This window comes from Parabacteroides sp. AF48-14, from assembly GCF_003477465.1.
GTDB lineage: Bacteria > Bacteroidota > Bacteroidia > Bacteroidales > Tannerellaceae > Parabacteroides > Parabacteroides acidifaciens.
Window position 1 is genome coordinate 13,600 of the sequence record NZ_QUDI01000048.1, and the last position, 22,327, is coordinate 35,926.

Below are 22,327 nucleotides of genomic sequence, written 5' to 3' on the forward strand. Positions count from 1 at the left end.
CTTTCACTTTCCCATACAACATAAAAAATGATGGAGACATTATCTAAGATAAAGAGCGTGATCGTGGAAGACGAACAAGCCGCACGCGAGGCTTTGAAAAATTATTTGGCTAAATATTGTCCTTCTGTGGAGGTAATCGGAGAAGCCATTGACTGTAAGTCGGCCATTCCTCTGCTACATGAACTGGAGCCGCAATTGGTTTTCCTGGATGTCGAAATGCCTTTTGGAAATGCATTCGATGTACTGGAAGGATGCCGGGATATATATTTTGAGACGATCTTCGTTACGGCTTATTCCGAATATTCACTGCGTGCGTTGAATCAAAGTGCGGCTTATTATCTGCTTAAACCGGTCAGTATAGAGGAACTTATATTGGCGGTCAACAAAGTCCAGCAGCACATCTCCAATCGCGAAGTCTTCAACCGCAATAAAATTCTGGTAGAAAACTTACGGGAATCCAAACCGGAAAAACAGCAAGTCATTCTGCCGACTTTGGAAGGTTTCGAGGTTGTCAAGATGGAGCAGATCATCCGTTTGCAGGGAAATGGTAATTTTACAGATATTTATCTCACGGACAAAAGTAAAAAGATGGTCTGCCGTTTCCTGAAACATTTCAGTGAAATATTGCCGTTCCCTTTTGTTCGCATACATAAGTCGCATATCATAAATTTTAATTGTATCAAGTCTTACCATAAAGGTTCGGGAGGATATGTCGTACTGGAAGATGAAACGGAAATAGAAGTTTCTCCCAGTTATAAGGAGAACTTTCTACAGCTGTTCAAATGATCTTATCTGTGTAACCAATTAACAAAACAGACCAATTTTATGTTGTATTTTATGCATCTCAAATTCTTGCAGTCTGGGAAATAACGACTACTTTTGAAATCATTAAGCAGAGAAGTTATAAGTATGAAAAAGATAGCTGTACTGACAGCCTTGTTATTTATGGCCTTACAGATGGGATACGCCCAGAAGGTGGGATTGGTTCTGAGTGGTGGCGGTGCGAAAGGAGCTGCCCACATCGGAGTCATCAAGGCACTGGAAGAAAATGGAATACCGATCGATTATATAACGGGAACATCCGCCGGCGCAATTGTCGGCAGCCTTTATGCAATGGGATATACGCCGGAAGAGATGGTTAATTTAATGTTGTCCGAAGAGTTCAGTTACTGGCAGACCGGGACAGTGGAAAACGAATATAAATACTATTTCAAACGTCCGGACCCGACACCTGAATTTGGCCATTTCTCGATCGACATGACTGATTCGTTACAAGTTAAAGCAAACTTTTTCCCTCAAAGCCTGATCAATCCGATCCAGATGAACCAGCTTTTATGGCTTTGTTTTCGCAGGCGACAGCTAAAGCCGGATGGAATTTTGACAACCTTTTTGTGCCTTTCCGCTGCGTGGCATCGGATATCTACAGCAAAAAAGCTATTATCTTCAAAAACGGGGACTTGGGCGATGCTGTCCGGGCTTCCATGACTTTCCCGTTCTTTTTCCAGCCGATATGGAAAGACAGTGTGCCTATTTTCGACGGCGGTATATACGATAACTTCCCGGTCGGCCCGATGAAGGAGGCGTTTCATCCGGAATTTATCTTTGGCTCGACAGTGGCAGGCAGCAATAACAAGCCTTCTTCCAATCCTTATAACCAGCTTGAGACGATGATTATGCAGAAAACGGAATACGACGTACCCGAGGAAGAAGGCATGATGATCAAATTCAGCTTCCCGACCGTCTCTCTTCTTGATTTCCAGAAATCACGGGAATTGATGGATATCGGCTATAAACGGACGATGGCGATGATGGATTCGATCAAGGCACGTGTCTCCCGGCGGGTTGACCTGGACGAAGTCAACAAACGCCGTGAGGCCTACAAGCAAAGTCTGCCTCCTTTAATCTTCCAGAATATATATGTTACAGGCGTGAGCGAATCGCAACGGAAATATATCGAAGCCCAACTGCATCGCGACATCAACCACGAGTTTTCGATGGAAGAATTTAAACGTGCATACTTCAAGATGCTGACTTACTCCAAAATTAAGGAGATATTGCCACATGCCGTTTATAACCGGAAGGAGAAAAAGTTTGACCTTTATCTGGATGTCAAGATGAAGGAAGAGATCACAGTCGGGTTCGGAGGAAACGTATCTTCCTATCAGGCTAACCAGTTATTCTTAGGATTGGGATACCAATACTTAGGACGGTTTGCCGCTGATGTCAACTCCAATTTCCAAGTGGGTAACTCCTTTAGCGGAGTAATGCTGAGCGGGCGTATTTATTTACAAACAAGAATACCGACCTATCTGAACTGGCAAGGTGTATTCTCGGAGAAAAAATATTCGGAAAGCCAGTCATTGTTCTACGAAGATGTTCTGCCGGCTTTTATCCGCCAGAAAGAGTTATATACGAAAGTCAAACTTGGATTCCCGTTCCTGAACCGTGCCAAGGCGGAGATCGGTTTTGCCTACGGGCGGCTCAATGATTACTATTTCCAGACATCCAATATGACCTTCCCGAATGCAACATCTGACCACAGTTGGTATGATTTGTTTGCCGGCTCCCTTAGCATCGAACGAAACTCGTTGGATTACAAACAATATCCTATTTCCGGCCGGAAGCAGTTTCTTGTTGCGCAATATGTGACAGGCAAGGAAAATTACCGCCCTTCTCCTCTCACCGATATGGGTGCTTTTGACAGGAAAATACACAGCTGGTTACAGATGAAAGGCGAATGGGAACAATATAAGACACTTAGTTCACACTTTAATCTTGGTTTTACAAGTGAACTTGTCATTTCCAGCAAGAATTTGATGAACAACTATACGGCTTCTGTTTTGCAGGCACCGGCGTTTACACCGACTCCTCATAGCCAGATAGTCTTTAACGAGGCTTTCCGGGCCAACCAGTATGTGGCGTTCGGGCTCTCTCCTATCTGGAAGTTCAGCAAATTGCTCCATTTTCGTCTGGATATGTATGGTTTTGCCCCATTGTATGAAATTAAGAAAGAAGAGATATGGAATAACAATACTTATTCTGCTATCCCCTATTATGGAAAATTTCTCCATTCGTTCAAATATATGGGAGAGGCAGCCCTTGTTTTGCAACTGCCATTTGCCAACATCAGCCTGTATGCGAATGGCTATAGCTATCCATCGAAAAATTTCAATTTCGGTTTGAATATTGGTTATCTGATATTTAACCCGAAGATGCTGGATTAGTTAAAAAAAAAGACAACGGAAAGATTTGCATATAAAAAAGAAAATACTACCTTTGCACTCGCAATCAAGAAATAATGGCCGCGTAGCTCAACTGAATAGAGTAGCTGACTACGGATCAGCCGGTTACAGGTTTGAATCCTGTCGCGGTCACAAAAAAGAGAATACTATCTAATTAGTATTCTCTTTTTTTGTGGAAAATTAAGAGTTCATTATTTGGCAAAAGAGAGCCTGTTGCAGGGGGGCTTATTGTAAAAAACGCATTTTTCAGCCTCAAAAGACATCCGAAACAAAACAAATGTTAATCCACTTTTTCGACCTCAAAAAGGGACTTTTTCTCCTTTTTTGAGTGTTTTTAGTCATTACGACCGTCCTAATCTCCATTGCGACCGTGCTAATGTGTAGTGCACTCGGCAGCTCGCGAAGATTAGCACGGTCGTAATGGAGATTTGGACGGTCGTAATTGAAAAGAGGACCGTTTTCATGGCAAAAAAGCACCTGAATTTCCTTGAGATATTTGGAACGCTGTCCGTTTTATTTTGCTACAGACGATTCTCCGGGAGTTAAGGTTTATCACTTTGCCGATATTTTCTGTTTTCGGTAATCAAATTGTACGCTTTTTCAGACAACCTGCGCACCTCACTCCATCTGTTGTCAGTAAAGAAGATTAAAACCGTGAAAAGAGTCAATCTAAAATGGATCAAGATTTCGGACGAAATAGAAAAACGCCCAAAAAGAGGGTTATTGTATAATTTGCCTCATTCTTGTGTTTATCCCCAATGATTATCGGGTGAGAACTCTTCCCCTCTTACCGTATTGTCTTGAGCATTCATAAACTCTTCACGGAACTTATGTAATAAATCTATATCCTGGATGTCATTAATATCCAATATTTCTTGAATCAAGGCTATCTTGCCACTCTCCGGTTCTGCATACGGTATCATACTTTTCATGTTTTTTTAGATTATTCAATAAATACTTTGCTTTATATGGTAGTAAACAATCTGTTTTTTCTTTTGTTCAGACTTCATCGGTCGTTATAAGGAAATTTTTCATATATTAGCAGCCCATAAAAGACACTTATTATATAACTTAAGGGTAAAAGACATTGAAGTTACGATATAAAATATTCACAATTATAGGTATTGTTACGATTGTTGTTGTAATTGTTTTCGGTAGAACATTACATCATCAAGACGGAATAAAGTTTATTGATGATACTGATGAAGACCAAGAGTTAGATAACGTTGACCTCTTTTCTAACGAATCTATGGACCTGCGTTATTCAAACGAGTATCAAACCTGGAAAAATACAACCGACACAACTTTCCAAAGTTTATTTAACGGGAACCAGCAGGCGGATATTTTGGCTATGCGTCCCCGGATGGTTATTTTGTGGGCCGGATATGCCTTCTCAAAAGATTATGCAACACCCAGAGGACATATGTATGCCATAGAAGATGTTTACAACAGCCTGCGCACAGGTGCGCCTATGGACAGCAAAAGCGGACCACAGCCGGCAGCCTGCTGGGCTTGTAAAAGCCCGGATATTCCACGCTTGTTGACGAGGACTGACGCTAAGACGCTCTATAAAAAGAAATGGGCCGAACTGGGAAGTGAAGTCGTCAACCCGATTGGCTGCGCCGACTGTCACGAACAGGAAAGTATGAGCTTGCGTATCACCCGTTCCTTTCTGACCGAAGCCTATTCCCGTAAAGGACAGCATATTGAAGACGCAACCGATCAGGAGATGCGCTCCCTCGTCTGTGCACAGTGTCATGCCGAATATTATTTTCATGGAGAAGAGCGTGTGCTGACTTTGCCTTGGGACCGGGGATACACAGTAGAAAACATAGAAGCCTATTACGACAGCATACATTTCTCCGACTTTACCCATAAATTAAGCCGGACGCCTTTATTAAAGGCCCAGCATCCCGATTATGAGCTGGCGCAAATGGGTATTCACGCCCAACGGGGTGTTTCCTGCGGTGAATGCCACATGCCGGCTGTTGGAGAAGGTGGAAACCGGTATAACGATCATCATATTCAGAGCCCGTTGGCAATGATTGACCGTACCTGCCAAGCTTGTCACAGGGAAAGCGAGGAAACGCTGCGAAATAATGTCTACGATCGGCAGAATAAAGTACTTTCCCTTCGCAACCGTTTGGAAGAAGAACTGACAAAAGCTCATATCGAAGCCAAGTTCGCCTGGGACAAAGGAGCGACGGAGCAGCAGATGGAGAATGTATTGAAATTGCTTCGCCAGGCACAATGGCGTTGGGATTTCGGAGTAACCTCTCACGGGGCGGCCTTTCATGCTCCCCAGGAAGTGATGCGCATTTTGAGCGACGGATTCGATAAGGCAACACAAGCCCGCATCCTGATTATGAAAATACTGATGCGCCAAGGTTATACAGGGGAAGTCCCTATGCCTGACCTTTCCACTAAAGAAAAGGCGCAACGGTATATCGGCCTCGATATAGAAGCTGAACGGATCGCCAAAGACCGATTTCTGAAGACTGTCGTTCCGCAATGGCAAAAAGAAGCGGCTGAGAACAACCGTATTATTGAGAATTAATTTTCAGATATCTCCAATCCAGGAGTGTATGGCAGCGCAATCGTGAATGTGCTACCTTTTCCGATTGTAGATTCCAACGATATATTGCCACCAAAGGTTTTGATAATACTTTGGCAGATTGCCAAACCCAAGCCCGTTCCCTGTGCAAACTCGTCCAGTTTCTGGAAACGTTCAAAAACCAACGCCTTCTTTTCTTCAGGAATACCTTTGCCGGTATCTGATACGGAAAGAAGGATGAACCGGCTGTCCTTACTCAGTTCGTATTTAATCTCGATGTATCCCTGCGTGGTAAATTTTCTCGCATTATTAATAAAGTTCGTACAAACTTGTGTCAGGCGCAAGCGGTCCGTATGAATAATGGCCGGCACATCAGGCACCTGCATCCGCAGCTCTACGCCTTCCGGCATCATCAGCCGGTGAGTATGATGGACATCCTCTATCAGTTTGCTTAAGTCTATGTTCTCATACGAAAAAGACAGGCATCCGGATTCGATGCGCGACAAATCCAGGATATCGCTGATTAACTTCAATAGCAGGTCGCTGTTCTTACTTATCAGATCGAGGAATTCAACTTTCTCTTCCGGCTCTAACGACACGTCAGAATTGAGCAGCTGCGAGAAACCGACGATAGCGTTAAGCGGCGTCCGTATCTCATGGCTCATATTGGCCAGGAAAACAGATTTCATCCGGTCCGACTCTTCCGCTTTATGGCGGGCTTGAATAAGATTGTTCTCTGTATTCTTAATCTGCTGGATATTCAGGCACAAGCCACTGACCACCACTGAATTGTCATTTGAGGAGAAACCCTCTATGTTTTTATTTTGTGCATAGCGGAACTCCCACCATTCATGGCCTTTTCCATTAAAGTCATAACGTCGGCGCGTGATCTGCCGGGCAGGAAACCCTGTGTCCAATTTCCCCCGGTTTACTATAAATTCCTCCTGATCATCAGGATGGATGGTTTCTTGGAACTCATCAGCTGTAATTGGTATTGGAGGAATACCCAAGGAATGGTAGAATTCGTTATCAAACTCAAAAATACCATTCTTATACCGGAAAGCAAAGATATTTCCACTCTCCAAAGCAAAAGAAAGAAAGGCTTTCTCCTGACGTAGTTTTTCCTGGGCTTCTTTCTTGTGTTGCGCTTCCCGCCTGTATTGTCTGCGCTGGTAGATAAAGACAGCCAGCAACAGAATACCGAAAATAACTGCAAGAATAGAAATGAATATTTTATAACGCACAGTCAGTGGCATATTAAGAATGATGGCATCGTCAGGTAGTTGTGATAAGCCGATACCCCATTTACTCAACACATTATAGTCAAACACATATGACTTCTTGCTTTGTTGGATTTGAGGGAACTCTGACAAAGGAACTCCATTCAGAATATCAGCAATCCGGCCGGCGGCTTCGTGTGTCTGCTCCTCTAATGTAGCCAGATATCCACCTACAATACCATTATTACAACCTATTAGCTCATTCATAACAGTAAAACAAGGAAAAGCACTGAGCCGTCCCAAGGAAATAGTCATATAATCCCTCTTTGTCGCCAGGTAAGCTTTGTTGTAATAGTTTTCGCCGAACCCTTTGATTAGCGCATGAGCCGATTTCGCATTGAGTGTGCTGATATATATTGAATCTGGCTTTATCTTAGGAATATTCGTTATCGAGATGCCGTTTTTACCGGACAAACGGACTCTGTCTGTCGAAAAGATATTGTTTGAGGCGCACAAGCCTTTTATCTGCTCATTCATATCCGCCAAAATCATATTATCGGCGAAGGTATCATCGGCAACTCTTATAATGATGCAATTGCCTATTAATTGCTGTATCAATTTTATATTGGTCCGGTAGTCCGGCTTGTCGCTAAAGCCTGTGATATTCGGGTGTTTTTCAATAAAAGATATATTGGGATAATTGATTCCCATGAAAACGACCGGTATCGATTTGACGAACGGATGTTCGCACGTTATCAATGCATTCAAGGCTTGGTCATCATTGACAAGGATGATATCCGGTTTCCAGGAAGACAATTCGTTCAGTTTGTCAAATGTCTTCTGTCTTTGTTGCTTTTCAGTGAATTGCTCGCAGTCCAGATAGAAAGAGTATATACTTGCCCGTACACGCCTTTTATGCAAATCATCGGATAGAACCTTCTTCATTTCCTTGTAGGCAGAAAAATGTTTTTCGTAAGATTGAATTACGAGTATATGTTTTTCCTTCGATGAATCAGCCGGAGGACCACATGATATGAAGGTTAGCAAAAGTATCACTACAGCTACTAACTGGAATGAGTATTTATAAGGCATACTATTGTTGGTAATATCGAGCGTTTTTATACTACCGCAAAAATACGTTTTTTAAACCGAAAACAAATAGAAATCACTGACTATTCAAATACCAAAGCACAAAAAAGGCTGACCCGTTGCCGGACCAGCCTCTTTCTAATAATAATCTAACTGATTAAATCTTCTTCAATACATTTGTCAGATCTTCCGGGGTTACATTGGCGGCGATGATAACACCCTTATCGTCTATCAGGAAGTTACGGAATCCCTTTTGCAGGTTATACTTCCCAAACAACTCTGACTTTCTGCCAAGTCCTTCATGAAATTGCATCGTGCCTTCCAATTTGTCGGCTTTTACCGTCTCGGTAAAAATGGATTCTTTCTCGTCCAAAGAGATCGAATACATCGCAATCTTGCCTGAACTCAACTTGTTAACTTCATTCCATAATTGAACGTTACGGGCCCGCGATTCAGCATCGTAAGCTGCCCAGAAATTCAGCAATGTGTAACGTCCTGAATGATTTTGGAAACTGAAACTCGTTTCGTTTCCTAAAGACTCTATTCTCGGGGCAAAGTCACCAGGTTTAAACCGACTGTTGGCTTTGCGTTTTTAGTTCCGGCTGATACTGCAAACAGCGCAACCGCAACAAGGAGAACATAAGCTCTTACCTTCATATCATCATATTTATGTTAAACTTAATCGGAGTGTTGCAGAAACTACTCGCTCCGACTCCTGATTTTCAGGAATAAACAAGGGCTTCACCTTCGCTAAGGAATCGCTTTCTTGTTCTTAACGGTTGCAAATATACGGGTAAAAGCTCTTACGAGCCAAACTATATAACACTTTTCTGCTTAATTGCAAGATTTTTTATATGTTTTATCGCATCAAAAGAACGCGAATAGGATGTTTTATAGCATATCATTAACTATATTTCACACTCCATCCCTATCATTTGGCTGTTCGTTGCCCGGAACGTTTCGGCTTTCTCATATAGTTTCACCTGTTTCGTCAAGGTGAAACTTTAGTTCCATGCCGAGGAAACTTTAGTTTCATGCAGGAGAAACTTTAGTTCCATGCCCATGAAACTTTTTTTGCACTGTAGTCTACATTATATATTATAGGTACAAGTTTTTCTTTTTCACATAAAATATTTACCCTTTTCTCTTGTTTGCTTAATAAATAGTATTACATTTGCAGTGTACTAATAAACTAATACACTAAAAGAGCAAGCATATGATTACATTAAAAGAGGCAAGTCTCAGCTACAAACGAAATAATCCTGTCCTCGACAGGGTTGACCTGGACATCCAGCCGGGTTGCATCTATGGTCTGTTGGGAAAGAACGGCGAAGGGAAGACTACATTGCTAAATATCCTGAGCGGACAGCTTTTCCTGAATAAAGGCACCTGCCAGGTGTTCGGCCAGAATCCGGCAGAGCGGAGCGCCGGACTGCTGCAAAAGCTATTCCTGCTGCCGGAAGAAATCAATATGCCGGATGTGACGGCCATGCAGTATGTCCGGATGTATGCTCCCTTCTACCCTACTTTCAGCAACGATATCCTGAAAGCCTGTTTCGAATCGTTCGAAGTGGATTTCTCTGCCCGCCTCAATAAGATGTCGCAGGGACAGCGGAAAAAAGTCGCTATCACGCTGGCGCTTGCCGTCCATACTCCACTCCTGCTGATGGACGAACCGACCAACGGGCTGGACATCCCTTCCAAAGACGTGTTCCGCAAGCTGTTGGCTTCGTTTACGAATGAGCAACAGACGGTTATCATCTCGACTCACCAGGTGCGTGATCTGGAAAGCCTGATAGACGCGGTACTGATTCTGGATAACAAGAAAGTTATACTGAACAGTCCGTTAAACGAAATCGGCCGGAAACTCTTCTTCCGCCTCGTCAGTCCGGAAGATGCGGTTCTTTACGAGAACCAGACTCCGTTCGGACTCATGGGCGTAGGCGAAAACACGAAAGGCGAAGAGACGCCTGTCTCCCTCGAACTCCTGTTCAATGCAGCGACCCTGCATCCTGAGAAAATCAAAAACATGTTCAACTGATAAACACCACATACAACCATGAACGATAAGATTAGTTTACAACGAATTAAATTGCTGCTGCGTGCAGACTGGATAGAACACAAATCGCAAGCGGTCTTTGCTATAGGCGCCTTTCTTGTGGCTCTCATCGTCTTCTTCCTGCTTACATTAGGAGATACGACAATGAAGGAGTTTACCAGGAAGCAGTATTTCTTTTATGGCATCGGACTGTTTTGCTATTTCATTTACTTCTGCCGCTATGCAGGGAAAAAGGTACATAGCTCCAAAGGACTCTATTTGACGCTTCCGGCTAATACAATAGAGAAATTCGTGACGTTGCTTGTGGAAGGATTCCTGTTGATAGCTCTCTTTCACGTGATGTTATGGCCGTCGTTCTACGCCGTGTCTCTGGCGATACCTGGTTATTCCGTCATTAGTTTTTCGGGAGTGATGAATGCTTTCAAAGTCTCCTTGCCGATCCTTGCTTTCCTCTCCTCTATTGTCTTTCTGTCTTATGTTGCTTTCCGGAAATATGCTTTTCTCATAGCCATATTGGCTTACGCTATATTGTTGGGAGGTACGGTCTACATCATTACGAAGTTTGTTATGAACGGATTAGGCCCGCAGCAGGGTGTTTTTATGGAGATGACTCCGATGTATTATATGATCAATTTCCTGGTCCAGTACCATGCTGTCGCTTTCTATGCAGCCACTCTCGGCATACTTTATATCGCTTATCTCAAACTTAAAGAAAAGGAAATCAGATGAACTACAATACGAATCAATCCATATTCATCCAGATAGCCGACCGAATCTGCGACCGGGTGCTGAGTGGCGAGTATCAGGCCGAAGCCCGTATACCGTCCGTCCGGGAGCTGGCGCTCGAAATGGAGGTAAACCCGAACACAGTCATGCGCTCGTACGAACGTCTGCAGGCGAACGAAATCATCTACAACAAAAGGGGCATCGGCTATTTTATCTCGCCTGATGCGGAAAAAGAGATACGGCGGATGCGGCATAACCAATTCATAGAGGAAGTTCTTCCGGCGGTCTTTAAGGAAATGCACCTCCTGGGCGTCGAGCTGAAAGAGCTGACAAATGCATACGATCAATATTCATCTACATTAAACACTGGCAATCATGAAAAGAAGTAATCTATATTTAATCCTGCTGTTCGCCCTGTTATACGTGTTCCCGCTCTTTGTCTGGACGGCCTACGCCTGCCTGGGCTACAAGTCTTATACGAGGATATCCGATCAGTACCGGATTATCAGGATAGAGAATCCCGACTTGACGGCAAAGCAAGTATTGATAAATACGGAAAAGACATCCTACTTTCCGGAGCGGGAGATGATGGCTGTTACCGGCCGAAGCTACCTGTATTATAAAGGATACAGACACTACCTGCCCGATTTGCTGGTCAGCGGCGATACAATCCTGATAGCCAAGCCACAGGGAACAGATAATAAAGACCTGACATTCAATATCCACATTCCTAATCTTAAAACCGTCATACTCAACGGACAGGTGATCTGGGAGGAATAATATTCCTCCCTCCTTCCTCGTATTCTTAAACTTTTCTATTTATTAATCTCATAAACACATACTGTAATGAAGACTATCATTATAGCTGCTATTCTTATGCTCTTTTCCGTAGGGATACACAGTCAGCAAATACAAATCAAAGGAGAAATCAGAGACGCCGGAGATAGCCAGCCTGTCGAGTTCGCCAATATCGTTCTTCAAACACTGGATTCTGCTTTTATCGCAGGAACCAACAGTAATGAAAAAGGCGCTTTCCGTCTTGAAAAGATAAAACCCGGAGACTATCGCCTCGTTGTTTCCTATTTGGGATATGAGACGACCTATGTTTCAATCTTAGGTATAGCCAAAAGCATCGATCTGGGCAAGGTGCTACTTCAACCGTCTTCCGTCGCATTGGAAGAAGTAACCATAAAGGCCTCCGCCGTCCGCTCCTATTCGGACCGCCGGATTGCCTTTCCCACCGATCAGCAAAAGCAAAATGCGACGAACGGTATCAACCTGCTCAGCACTATGATGCTCCCGCGGCTTCAGGTAAACCCGCTGACAAACGAGGTGAAAGCCGACGAAGGGGATATTCAGTTCTGCATCAATGGCATCAAGGTGGAAGCGCTCGATGTACAGGCCTTATCGCCGAAAGAGATTATCCGGGTCGAATATCACGACAATCCGGGTGTCAGATATGGGAATGTGGCTGCCGTACTGGATTATATCGTAAAACGGGAAACGACAGGGGGAAGTGTCAATATGAACCTGTCCAACTCGCCTGTCACAGTCTTTGGAGACGACCAGGTCGCTATCCGGCTGAATCATAAGAAATCAGAGTTCGGCCTGCAATACTCGACCCGCTACCGGAACTTTAACGCGAGGAAAGAAGCTTTGGAAACCTATAACTTCGGCGACAGGGCGAACATGCAGCGTGTGTTGAACGGTATTCCTACCTATATAATGGAAACAACTCACAATACATCTCTGAATTACAGCCTTGTAGAAGCTGATAAATATTACTTCAACGCGACGTTGCGCTATTCCTTCACAAAAGAGAGAAAGAAGTCGCACAGCCTGCTGTACGAGAAACAGACGCCGGAACAAATAACGGATGTCAGAAGCGGTGGAGAAAGCAGATCTCATTTGCCGTCGCTCGACTTATACTACATGCGTACGCTGAAAAACAAGCAGACCATAACAGCCAACATCGTAGGAACTTATATCAACACGGATGCTAATCAGAATTATACAGAGAAAGAGGAAGAAGAAGTCTTATCGGATGTCCTTTCCAATGTTCTCGGAAAGAAATATTCTCTGATCGGTGAAGGTATATATGAAAAGAACTGGGATTTCGGACGTTTGAGCAGCGGGGTGAAGCATTCGCAGGCCTGGACGGATAATACCTATGCAGGGACAGTCGGCGGAAATACCCGGATGAAGCAATCGGAAACATATCTGTTTGCCGAATTTAGCGGGAAACTGAAGAGAATCAATTACATGGGAGGTGTAGGCGTTGCGCGTTCCTGGTTCAAACAGGAAGGTGAAGACAGTTACCAGTATTATTCATTCCGTCCGAAGGTGTCCCTGCAATACAACATGACGGACAATACATTTATCCGTTTGGGCGGAAGTGTCGGAAACACATCTCCGGCACTGTCAGAGCTAAGTGCTATCGAACAGATCATAGACACGTTGCAGATCAGGCGCGGTAATCCGTATCTAACCCCTTACATGAACTACAACACTTACCTGAATTACGAGTATAAAAAAGGCCTTTTCACCGGAGGTGTCAATCTCTATTACTGGTATAGCCCGGATATGATTATGGAAGAGACACTCTTTGAAAACAATAAATTCATCCGTACGTATGCCAACCAGAATAGTTGGCAAAAGGTAAGCGGAGACCTGAACATACGTTTCGGCCCTATCAAAAACATCCTGATGTTCAACATAACCGGAGGTGTCAACCATTTTATCAGCGACGGGCGGACTTACCGGCATACCTATACGAACCTCTATTACACGGCATCGGTTATGGCAATGTACAAGAAATTCATGGGGATGTTCCAGATCGGAAGTCCCAGGAACAACTTTGTCGGAGAGACAATGCACGGTGGCGAAAACATTCATTTATTTATGCTCCGGTACAACCAGGGTAAGTTTACAGCCGGCGCCGGCATCATGCTTCCGTTCTCTTCCCTGTATAAACGCGAAGACGAGAACAGAAACAGGTATGCGCCATACAAAATGGAATCTTTCTCAACCTCCGCATCCCGGATGCTCCTGCTTACCTTCTCCTGGAATTTCGAATTCGGACGCAAGTACAAAGGCGGCAGCAAGAAACTGAACAATATAGACACGGATGCCGGTATTGTTAAGGGGGACAAATAAGAATCTCATATTCCCCGGTAAAAAAGAAAGCGCCTTTCCCCTCAAAGGAAAGACGCTTTCTCTTTTATCATGATTATCGTATTTATTTGTCTTTACTATAAGGTGAAGGCATCGGCATCCCTTCCTTTATATATTCGTCATATACGACTGTCGGGTGGTCTTGCGGGGAAGCGACGTTGTATTCTTCCTTGAAGTTGTCACGACGGAAGTTTTTCAATTTCAGATTCTCCGTACTGTAGGTTCGCAAGGTTTGCCTCTTGTTTCCGGTTAATGAACTTTCTGTTACTTCCGAATCCAGGATATTCATTTTAGGAGTGAGAGAAGGTAAAAGATGCTGTTCGAGTAAACCACGATAGGCCCCGATGTATTCGCACCAAACAGCATTTCCACGGGTAAAAATACGATAGGTGTAATTGGACCATGCCGTCCGGATGTGGATTTCATTCTTCCAGATTTCAATACATGCCTCTGAATCGTAGTTAGAATCTTTGATCGTTACCCGCTCCAGGCCGTTCATCTTTTCCAGGACATTCGTTTGCCATTTGTCTGAATGCATTATTTCAGCAATAATTTCAGGCAATTTTTCCTTAATTTCAAACTGAATCTTCATCTTTGTTTGCCTGCCAGTCAGGACTTCTTAAGGTTGCCAGGTTCTGTTAGTAATATAATGTGTCTAAATGAATAACAATGGATATGCGAATTTTGTTTACAAAACAATCGGTTTTTGTACATATCTTGTGTACCTTTGCCTTATAAATATAGTGAATATGGAACAAAAAGACGAAATAATACTGATAACTATAAATGGTACGGATCGTCCGGGGGTAACTGCTGCCCTTACCGAGATACTGGCCAAAAATAACGCGGTTATTCTGGATATAGGTCAGGCAGACATCCATAATAACTTGTCTTTAGGTATTTTATTTCAAAGCAGTGAAGGAAATTCCGGAGATATATTGAAAGAATTACTTTTCAAAAGCTATGAGTTAGGTGTAAATATCCGCTTCAACCCGATTACCGAAGATGCCTATAATCAATGGGTTTCCATGCAAGGAAAGAACCGGTACATCATAACGATCCTGGGGCGGAAACTGACAGCCCGTCAAATTGCCGGCGTAACCCGTATTGTTGCCGATCAGGATATGAACATCGACGACATCAAGCGTCTGACAGGACGTATTCCGCTGGACGAGAACGCCCGTACGCCTAAGGCAAGCGTTGAATTCTCCGTGCGGGGAACTCCCCGAGATAAAGAGCAGATGAAAGCTGACTTCATGAAACTTTCGGCTGAACAGGAAATGGATATTTCATTCCAGGAAGAAAGTATGTTCCGCCGTATGCGTCGCCTGATCTGCTTCGATATGGATTCGACGCTGATTGAAACGGAAGTAATAGACGAATTGGCCATACGTGCCGGTGTCGGCGACCAGGTGAAGGCGATTACGGAAGCGGCAATGCGGGGCGAGATCGATTTCTGCGAGAGTTTCCGTCAACGTTGTGCGCTGCTGAAGGGATTGGATGTGTCCGTCATGCAGGAAATTGCAGAAAATCTGCCGATTACAGAAGGGGTTGACCGGCTGATGCGTATCCTGAAAAAGGTCGGCTTCAAGATCGCGATCCTTTCTGGCGGATTCACCTATTTTGGTAATTACTTGAAACAGAAATACAATATCGACTATGTATATGCTAATGAACTGGAAGTGGAGAACGGAAAGTTGACAGGCCGGTACGTAGGCGATATCGTCGATGGCAAGCGGAAAGCCGAATTGCTTCGTTTGATTGCACAGGTTGAGAATGTAGATATCCGCCAGACTGTTGCCGTAGGCGACGGAGCCAACGACCTGCCGATGATCAGTATTGCCGGCCTGGGAATTGCTTTCCATGCCAAGCCGAAAGTGAAAGCTACCGCCAAACAATCTATTTCTACGATCGGACTGGACGGTATCTTGTATTTCCTCGGCTATAAAGACTCATATTTGGATGAAAAAATGTAACTAAATTAATAAGACAATGATCAGACACATCGTTATGTTTAAACTGAAAGAGTTTGCAACTCCGGCCGACAAACAGGCAAAAATGCAGGAAATCAAAACAAAATTGGAAGCTTTGATCGATAAAATCGATGTTTTGCGCCTGATCCGCGTTGACTTCAATGTGAATCAGGAAGAGACATGGGATATTATCCTGACTACGGAGCTGGACACTTTGAAAGATGTCAGTACATATGCAAACCATCCCGAACATGTTGCCGTATCCAAAGGTATTATAGGCCCGGTGAAAGCAGACAGAGCTTGTGTGGATTACGAATGCTAAGACACGTAAGACGGTATTATTATGAAAGACTTTGATATCGAAGAACGTGCAAGCCGGGCAGTCCGGAACTTCGAAGCGGGATATAACTGTGCACAGTCTGTGTTTTTAGCCTATTCGGATGTATTTGAACTGGATATGGAGTTGGCAAAGAAAATGTCTGTCTCTTTCGGTGGTGGCGTAGGACGCATGCGTGAGATTTGCGGAACTGTCAGCGCAATGGCTATGCTGGCCGGTTTCAAATATCCTGTCTTGGATATTAATGACCAGGAAGCCCGTACGAAAAATTATGCGATAGTACAGAAAATGGCGGATCTGTTTAAAGAAAAGCATGGAACGGTTATTTGCCGTCGGCTTTTACCGCCTGAAGATGCCGTAGCAACAACTCCGGCACCGTCTGCCCGTACAAAAGAATATTATCAGAAGCGTCCCTGTGGAAAGTTTATTGAAGATGCTGCACGCATCGCAGGAAGAATGCTGAAAGGAGAATTGGATTGATGGCTTATGCCATCAATCTGATTTGTGTAACAATGCCCAATTTCCGTATTTCATTGAACAGGTTTGTATAAGAAGAGATAGCTTTCACATTTACTTTATAGGTGATCACAGACCGGTCGTCCAGATAGAAAGTCTCAAAGGAAACACTTACGATGAAAACGCCCTTGTCTTCCAATATCTTACGCATTACTTTCAAGTCGGGTGTCGCTGTAGAACAGGTAATAGTCAAAATCTTATTAACTCCATTCAGAAACATCCTTCTCTCCAATCGTTCCAAGCTCACCAAGATAAACAGTGTTATGACAGTTGCAATAGCAGCCGGAACATACATCCCGGCTCCTACTGCCAAACCTATCACTGCCATTACCCAAATACATGCAGCGGTAGTCAACCCGTGCACACTCCCGTGACTCTGGATGATCGCCCCGGCCCCCAGGAAACCGATACCTGAAAGCACCTGTGCTGCAATACGTCCCGGATCACCGTTCAAGAAGTTAGGATAGCATTGCGGAATCCAGATAGAGACCAGCATAGCGGCTGTCGAACCCATACAAATAAGGGTAAAGGTACGCATACCGGCCTCCCGTCTTCTGAACTGACGCTCTATCCCGATGACTGCTCCCAAAAAGAAACTGATCAGTAACTTGACTGCTGCCGTGTAAGGAGTAATAACCGTGTTTTGTAATATGTCATTTATCTGTTCAAACATACTCTATTGCTTTGCAACACGCAATTACAGGTATTTGTTTTATTTGACCTCCGTGATTTCAATCACGTGGCTGTTTGTCGGTCTGCTTGAAAAGACCGGAATCCCCACATTCATCAGAAACTCACCCGAGAAGGTCCGGCCGTTACATTCCAGTCTGGACTTAGTTCCCGGAACCAGATTGATTTCCTTGAGTTCATAACGGGCATCTTTTTTCAATCCCTGTAAACGAAGGGGTTGCATCATCTCTGCATATCTCGGATACATATCGAAAGCAAACAGAACAGCCTTGTTTGCACTTTCATTCGCATACATAACGGCAGCGTGTTCGCTTTCATAAGGAGATGCCAGACGATACTGGTCGCCATCCAGAATCACGTCGCTCAAACGCTTGAAGTTTGCCACAGCTTCCTTGCAATATTGCTGGTCAGCCTGGCTCATTTCATTGATCCGGATATCAAAGCCTAACTTACACATACTGGCAACATCCGTACGGAACTTAACCGGCTGTTTTCCCCAACTCGTGACGTGGGCAGCCATGCTCTTTGCAGGGAAGAAGTGTGAATATCCCCACTGAATAAAGATGCGTTCCACCGGTTCGGTATTGTCACTCGGCCAGAATTCGGTAAAGTATTTCAGTGCTTCATAGTCGCAACGGCCACCGCCACCGGAACACAACATCATCGGCAAGTTCGGATATTTCTGCTTGATACGTTCCAAAACATTATATAAACCACGTACGTGTTCGATATATAAATGAGACTGCTGATTCTTCAAATACGGAGAATAGATATTCGTAATCGGACTATTGCAATCCCATTTGAAATAGGCAATACCCGGATATTTCGTCATCAAACCGTCCACAATGCCATACACAAAATCTTGCACTTCCGGATTGCTCATATCCAGAACCATCTGATTTCTAAAGTAATATTCATCCCTGTTAGGCAGATGAATCACCCAATCCTTATGTTTTTCATACAGTTCGCTCTTCGGATTTACCATTTCAGGTTCAATCCACAAACCGAACTTTATACCTTTATCCGTCGCTTCCTTAACCAGCTTTCCGATACCGTTAGGCAACTTGGTTACTGTCTCCTGCCAGTCGCCCAATCCCTGATGGTCACTGCTACGGGGATACTTATTGGCAAACCAGCCGTCGTCAAGCAGGAACATATCTACCCCTAAAGTCGCAGCTTCGTCCATAATCGCAATCAATTTGTCTTCATTAAAGTCAAAGTAGGTCGCTTCCCAGTTATTCAGCAAGGTCATACGGGGCTTTTCACCGTCTTTCAACTGATATCTACGTGCCCAGCGTTGGAAATCGCGGCTGGCTTTTCCTTTTCCTTCCGCGCTGTACGTGAATATAAATTCCGGTGTACGGAACACCTCGTTCGGTTTCAGGGAATATTCCGAAGCATACGGGTTGATCCCGGAAAGAATACGTAAACTGTTTTCGTTGTCCACTTCGAAAGTGAAACGGTAATTACCTGTCCATCCGATTGTTCCAAACAAAACTTCTCCCACATTTTCTTCCGCTTTCCGATCCAGGGCAAGCAGGAAAAACGGGGAACAGAACATATTGGCACGGCTTCCCAATTTCGTATCCAGCATCTTTTTCCCAAAAGAAAGCTCGCTTTCCTTCATGTTCACTTCGTGCGCCCAATCTCCCGAAAACTCGGTCAGAAAATACTTGCCGCTGTTCAGATGAAGCAAAGAGGAAGCATAATTATAAAGGGTTACCGGCTTTTTCTCTTGATGGGATATTTCCGCAAATTCTTTAATAATATTTTCCTTCGGATAGGCAATGAAATGCAGCTTCACTTCTACAGGATATTTATCATCCTTCAGTGTAATCACAGTCTCATTCACTCCCGGCTGAAGTTGCTTGCTTTCGTGGGAAACATACTTCAAAAGCAAAGAAGGGTTCCCGTCATTATGTAAAACACGGATTGCAGGCTCGAAATAGTCTTCCATTCCATGTGTTATATACGCTTCATTCCCGAGCGGCAACTGTGCGATATCCGAGTCAAAAGATAACTTTTGCCCCAGATAGGACTGATATAACCGTCCGTTGCTGTCATCAACCTTATAAATAAGGCTAATATTGTCAGTTGTAATGGGTATTACAGTTTTCTCATTAGCTCTCAGCACTACTGATACAGCCATCAAGCATAGCAAAAAAAGGAGTCTGATCTTCATGTTTTTCTTCTATAAATTATTATTTTGATATTACAAATCCAAGGTTTATTATATATACGAGCAAAGATATAATAATAATTGGAATAATAACAATTCGAATAGATAAAAATACAATGAAAAAAGTCCATAAAACGGCTTGTTATACACGTTTTACAGACTTTTCTTTCTTTTATTTCTCCCAAAGGGATTCTTTCATATAATTTTCCTATACATCCAATGCACCGATCAGTTCCCGGACAGATGAAAATCCATGCCTGTTGCAATAGTCTTCCATCCCCTCTATAACCTTTACACTGGCAGTCGGATCAACAAAATTATATGTCCCGATCTGGATAGCTGTTGCTCCTGCAAGCATAAATTCGACTGCATCTTTCCAATTGGAAATACCTCCCAAACCGATAATAGGAATCTTCACGGCCTTATATGTCTGCCATACCATCCGCAGGGCAACCGGCTTTACGCAGGGACCGGAAAGGCCACCGGTTATTGTAGATAATACCGGTTTACGCTTCTCGGCGTCGATAGCCATTCCCAGCATCGTGTTGATCAGTGAAACGGAGTCTGCCCCTTCAGCTTCTACCGCCCGGGCAATCTCCGTAATATCGGTTACATTAGGGGAAAGTTTTACAATAAGGGTCTTCGGATAAACCTTGCGGACTGCCTTCACAACCTCGCTTGCCCCGCAAGTCGTTACCCCGAATGCCATACCTCCCTGCTTCACGTTCGGGCAGGAAATATTCAGTTCGATAGCCGGAATTTTGTCCAGTTCGGCAATCTTTTCGGCACATTCCACATACGTTTCGACAGATGAACCGCTCACATTGACGATCATGTTCGTATCGATATCCTTAATATCCGGATAAATATGATCGACAAAATACTGTGCGCCTTTGTTTTGCAAGCCTACTGCATTCAACATTCCGGATGGTGTTTCCGCCATGCGGGGATACAAATTACCTTCACGTGGCTGGATAGTTGTACCTTTCACAAAGATACCGCCCAACCGGGAGATATCCATAAAATCGGAATATTCCACACCGTACCCGAAAGTACCCGATGCTGTCATAACCGGGTTCTTCAATTGTAAATTACCTATGTTTACGTTTAATTCAGCCATGTCAATTTTTCTATATTAAATACAGGTCCTTCAGTACATACACACACATGATGCTCATCCTTAGTCTTTTCCACACAACACAGGCAAGCTCCTATACCACAAGCCATTGTGTTTTCAAGAGAGACTTCGCAAGAGGTGGAAACAGTGTTCGCATATTTGGCCACAGCCATCATCATCGGCTTAGGTCCACAAGTGTAAATCCGATCGAAATGAATTTCTTTCAATATGGAATGATTGGTCACATATCCTTTTTCGCCCAATGAACCGTCTTCAGTTGTAACATATACGGTCCCGATCTGTTCGAATTGTTCCAATTGTAACACATCCTCTTTCGAACGGGCTCCCAAAAGGAAAGTCGGTGTATACCCGGCATTCTTCAAGACTGCCCCCAGGTATAACATCGGAGCTGTACCGACCCCACCACCGATCAACAGGAGTTTTTCGCCTTTATCGGCAGGCGTTGTGAAACTGTTTCCCAAAGGCAACATAATATTTACAATATCACCCGGCTTGTATTCGGCCATCCGGCGTGTTCCGTCACCGACCAACTGAATCAGTAGCCACAATTCATTTGTCGCTCTGTCCACATAATTAATAGAGATGGGGCGACGAAGAAATGTTGTAGGAGAGTTATCCACACGTACCTGTACGAACTGGCCCGGAAGCATTTCCGGCAAGATCTGATCAGATGTTAGTTTAAGCAGGCAGTAATTTTTGTGAAGGCGGCGGTTTTCAGTCACCTTCATGTCAAGCATGTACTTCTTCATATAATGATTAGTCAAATTCTATACAAAGATACATGAATATGATGTATAAACCAAAACAAGCTATTCTTTCTTGTCTTTTTCGCTTATAAAAGTATCAAATGTATTATCAGAATAAAAAATCATTATTTTACTAACTTTTTTAGCGTTCGTTTCTTGCTGTATAATTTGCTCTACTACAGGCATTTTTGTATTGTTTACAGGTGTGTCAACCCTCGTTTCCTTGCGATATTCGAGAGCAGCTTGCCCTTCGGACGGATTTATCGCCGTATTTTGGAACAAATCAGGCTGTGTTAACACATGTTCCCGTATCATTTCGCCTTTGCCAAAGAGGAGCCAGTCGGAATCTACATAAGTGAACCGTTCCAGAATTTTAATAAGGACATCCAGGCTAACATTATTTCTTCCATTCAAAATATGTGACATGGCTGAACGCTGGATACCGATTGCTTCAGCAAATTTAGAAGGAGTCATACCTTCCCGTTCCCTTATTTTAGTGATACGTTCTATCATCTTTCTGTATATCCTTAATTTGTTTAGCAAAATACTGACATTGTGTCTGCTTTTTATCAAAAATCATACACAAACCAATAACGATACAAATATAAACTATAATTCTCAATTGTGCAATTTATTTATATAAACTTAAACTGATATTTTTTATATACAACAGAATACATTTGT

Annotated in this window: 17 protein-coding genes, 1 tRNA gene and 3 pseudogenes; 12 read left to right on the plus strand and 9 right to left on the minus strand. The window is 43.5% G+C overall.

What is annotated here, in order from left to right; translation table 11 throughout:
• Positions 1 to 27 precede the first annotated feature (27 nt).
• From DW083_RS18435 to DW083_RS18445, 3 genes and pseudogenes are all read left to right on the plus strand, one after another.
• Positions 28 to 786 carry a LytTR family DNA-binding domain-containing protein gene (locus tag DW083_RS18435; protein ID WP_233552283.1) on the plus strand — a complete coding sequence of 253 codons (759 nt, stop codon included), beginning with the start codon at positions 28 to 30 and terminating at the stop codon, positions 784 to 786.
• Positions 787 to 909: 123 nt separating this feature from the next.
• Positions 910 to 3,224: pseudogene (locus tag DW083_RS18440) on the plus strand (patatin-like phospholipase family protein).
• Between the two features lie 76 nt (positions 3,225 to 3,300).
• A tRNA-Arg gene (locus tag DW083_RS18445) sits at positions 3,301 to 3,374 on the plus strand.
• 617 nt (positions 3,375 to 3,991) lie between these two features.
• Here the strand turns inward: DW083_RS18445 and DW083_RS18450 are convergent.
• Complete coding sequence (locus DW083_RS18450) at positions 3,992 to 4,174, minus strand: hypothetical protein (protein WP_122333411.1); 183 nt, start codon at positions 4,172 to 4,174, stop codon at positions 3,992 to 3,994.
• 233 nt (positions 4,175 to 4,407) lie between these two features.
• Between DW083_RS18450 and nrfA the strand changes: the two are divergent.
• A pseudogene (nrfA, locus tag DW083_RS18455) lies at positions 4,408 to 5,799 on the plus strand (ammonia-forming cytochrome c nitrite reductase); the annotation flags it as partial.
• Here the strand turns inward: nrfA and DW083_RS18460 are convergent.
• Together DW083_RS18460 and DW083_RS18465 are read right to left on the minus strand one after the other, a co-directional pair.
• Positions 5,796 to 8,108, minus strand: coding sequence for an ATP-binding protein (locus DW083_RS18460; RefSeq protein WP_122333413.1), 2,313 nt, complete (start codon positions 8,106 to 8,108; stop codon positions 5,796 to 5,798). The pseudogene nrfA and the gene DW083_RS18460 overlap by 4 nt on opposite strands.
• 154 nt (positions 8,109 to 8,262) lie before the next feature.
• Positions 8,263 to 8,762 (minus strand): annotated as a pseudogene (locus tag DW083_RS18465) (thioredoxin family protein).
• A 559-nt stretch (positions 8,763 to 9,321) separates the two neighbouring features.
• On the opposite strand from DW083_RS18465, the gene DW083_RS18470 reads away from it, so the two are divergent.
• The 5 genes from DW083_RS18470 to DW083_RS18490 all read left to right on the plus strand — a co-directional run bounded on the left by DW083_RS18470 (position 9,322) and on the right by DW083_RS18490 (position 14,046).
• Positions 9,322 to 10,146 (plus strand): ATP-binding cassette domain-containing protein, encoded by an 825-nt coding sequence (locus DW083_RS18470; RefSeq protein ID WP_122333414.1) that lies wholly within the window; start codon positions 9,322 to 9,324, stop codon positions 10,144 to 10,146.
• A gap of 18 nt (positions 10,147 to 10,164) precedes the next feature.
• Positions 10,165 to 10,893 carry a hypothetical protein gene (locus DW083_RS18475; RefSeq protein WP_122333415.1) on the plus strand — a complete coding sequence of 243 codons (729 nt, stop codon included), beginning with the start codon at positions 10,165 to 10,167 and terminating at the stop codon, positions 10,891 to 10,893.
• Positions 10,890 to 11,279 (plus strand): GntR family transcriptional regulator, encoded by a 390-nt coding sequence (locus DW083_RS18480; protein WP_115499017.1) that lies wholly within the window; start codon positions 10,890 to 10,892, stop codon positions 11,277 to 11,279. Before DW083_RS18475 ends, DW083_RS18480 begins: the two co-directional genes overlap by 4 nt.
• Positions 11,266 to 11,670 carry a hypothetical protein gene (locus tag DW083_RS18485; RefSeq protein ID WP_122333416.1) on the plus strand — a complete coding sequence of 135 codons (405 nt, stop codon included), beginning with the start codon at positions 11,266 to 11,268 and terminating at the stop codon, positions 11,668 to 11,670. Before DW083_RS18480 ends, DW083_RS18485 begins: the two co-directional genes overlap by 14 nt.
• Before the next feature lie 66 nt (positions 11,671 to 11,736).
• Positions 11,737 to 14,046 carry a TonB-dependent receptor gene (locus DW083_RS18490; RefSeq protein ID WP_122333417.1) on the plus strand — a complete coding sequence of 770 codons (2,310 nt, stop codon included), beginning with the start codon at positions 11,737 to 11,739 and terminating at the stop codon, positions 14,044 to 14,046.
• Positions 14,047 to 14,128: 82 nt separating this feature from the next.
• Here DW083_RS18490 and DW083_RS18495 read toward each other — a convergent pair whose 3' ends face one another.
• On the minus strand, positions 14,129 to 14,656 hold the full coding sequence (locus tag DW083_RS18495) for a hypothetical protein (protein WP_115499014.1): 528 nt from the start codon (positions 14,654 to 14,656) through the stop codon (positions 14,129 to 14,131).
• A 157-nt stretch (positions 14,657 to 14,813) separates the two neighbouring features.
• Here DW083_RS18495 and serB point away from each other — a divergent pair, with 157 nt between their 5' ends.
• The 3 genes from serB to DW083_RS18510 are packed head-to-tail and all read left to right on the plus strand — an operon-like array spanning position 14,814 to position 16,854.
• Positions 14,814 to 16,040, plus strand: a complete 1,227-nt coding sequence (gene serB / locus DW083_RS18500; protein ID WP_115499029.1) for a phosphoserine phosphatase SerB — start codon at positions 14,814 to 14,816, stop codon at positions 16,038 to 16,040.
• 16 nt (positions 16,041 to 16,056) lie between these two features.
• Positions 16,057 to 16,359: a Dabb family protein gene (locus tag DW083_RS18505; RefSeq protein WP_122333418.1), complete on the plus strand. Its 303-nt coding sequence runs from the start codon at positions 16,057 to 16,059 to the stop codon at positions 16,357 to 16,359.
• Positions 16,360 to 16,380: 21 nt separating this feature from the next.
• Complete coding sequence (locus DW083_RS18510; protein WP_122333419.1) at positions 16,381 to 16,854, plus strand: C-GCAxxG-C-C family protein; 474 nt, start codon at positions 16,381 to 16,383, stop codon at positions 16,852 to 16,854.
• Between the two features lie 4 nt (positions 16,855 to 16,858).
• Here DW083_RS18510 and DW083_RS18515 read toward each other — a convergent pair whose 3' ends face one another.
• The 5 genes from DW083_RS18515 to DW083_RS18535 form a co-directional block, all read right to left on the minus strand.
• The gene (locus DW083_RS18515; protein WP_115499012.1) at positions 16,859 to 17,563 is read right to left on the minus strand and encodes an MgtC/SapB family protein; all 705 of its coding nucleotides are present in this window, start codon (positions 17,561 to 17,563) and stop codon (positions 16,859 to 16,861) included.
• Between the two features lie 39 nt (positions 17,564 to 17,602).
• Positions 17,603 to 19,762 (minus strand): alpha-galactosidase, encoded by a 2,160-nt coding sequence (locus DW083_RS18520; protein WP_122333420.1) that lies wholly within the window; start codon positions 19,760 to 19,762, stop codon positions 17,603 to 17,605.
• 205 nt (positions 19,763 to 19,967) lie between these two features.
• Entirely contained in the window at positions 19,968 to 20,879 is a 912-nt protein-coding gene (locus DW083_RS18525; RefSeq protein WP_122333421.1) for a dihydroorotate dehydrogenase, read from the minus strand.
• Positions 20,867 to 21,646: a dihydroorotate dehydrogenase electron transfer subunit gene (locus DW083_RS18530; RefSeq protein WP_122333422.1), complete on the minus strand. Its 780-nt coding sequence runs from the start codon at positions 21,644 to 21,646 to the stop codon at positions 20,867 to 20,869. The genes DW083_RS18525 and DW083_RS18530 overlap by 13 nt, the downstream gene beginning before the upstream one ends.
• A gap of 60 nt (positions 21,647 to 21,706) precedes the next feature.
• Positions 21,707 to 22,156: a helix-turn-helix domain-containing protein gene (locus tag DW083_RS18535; RefSeq protein ID WP_115499008.1), complete on the minus strand. Its 450-nt coding sequence runs from the start codon at positions 22,154 to 22,156 to the stop codon at positions 21,707 to 21,709.
• Between the last annotated feature and the right edge of the window lie 171 nt (positions 22,157 to 22,327).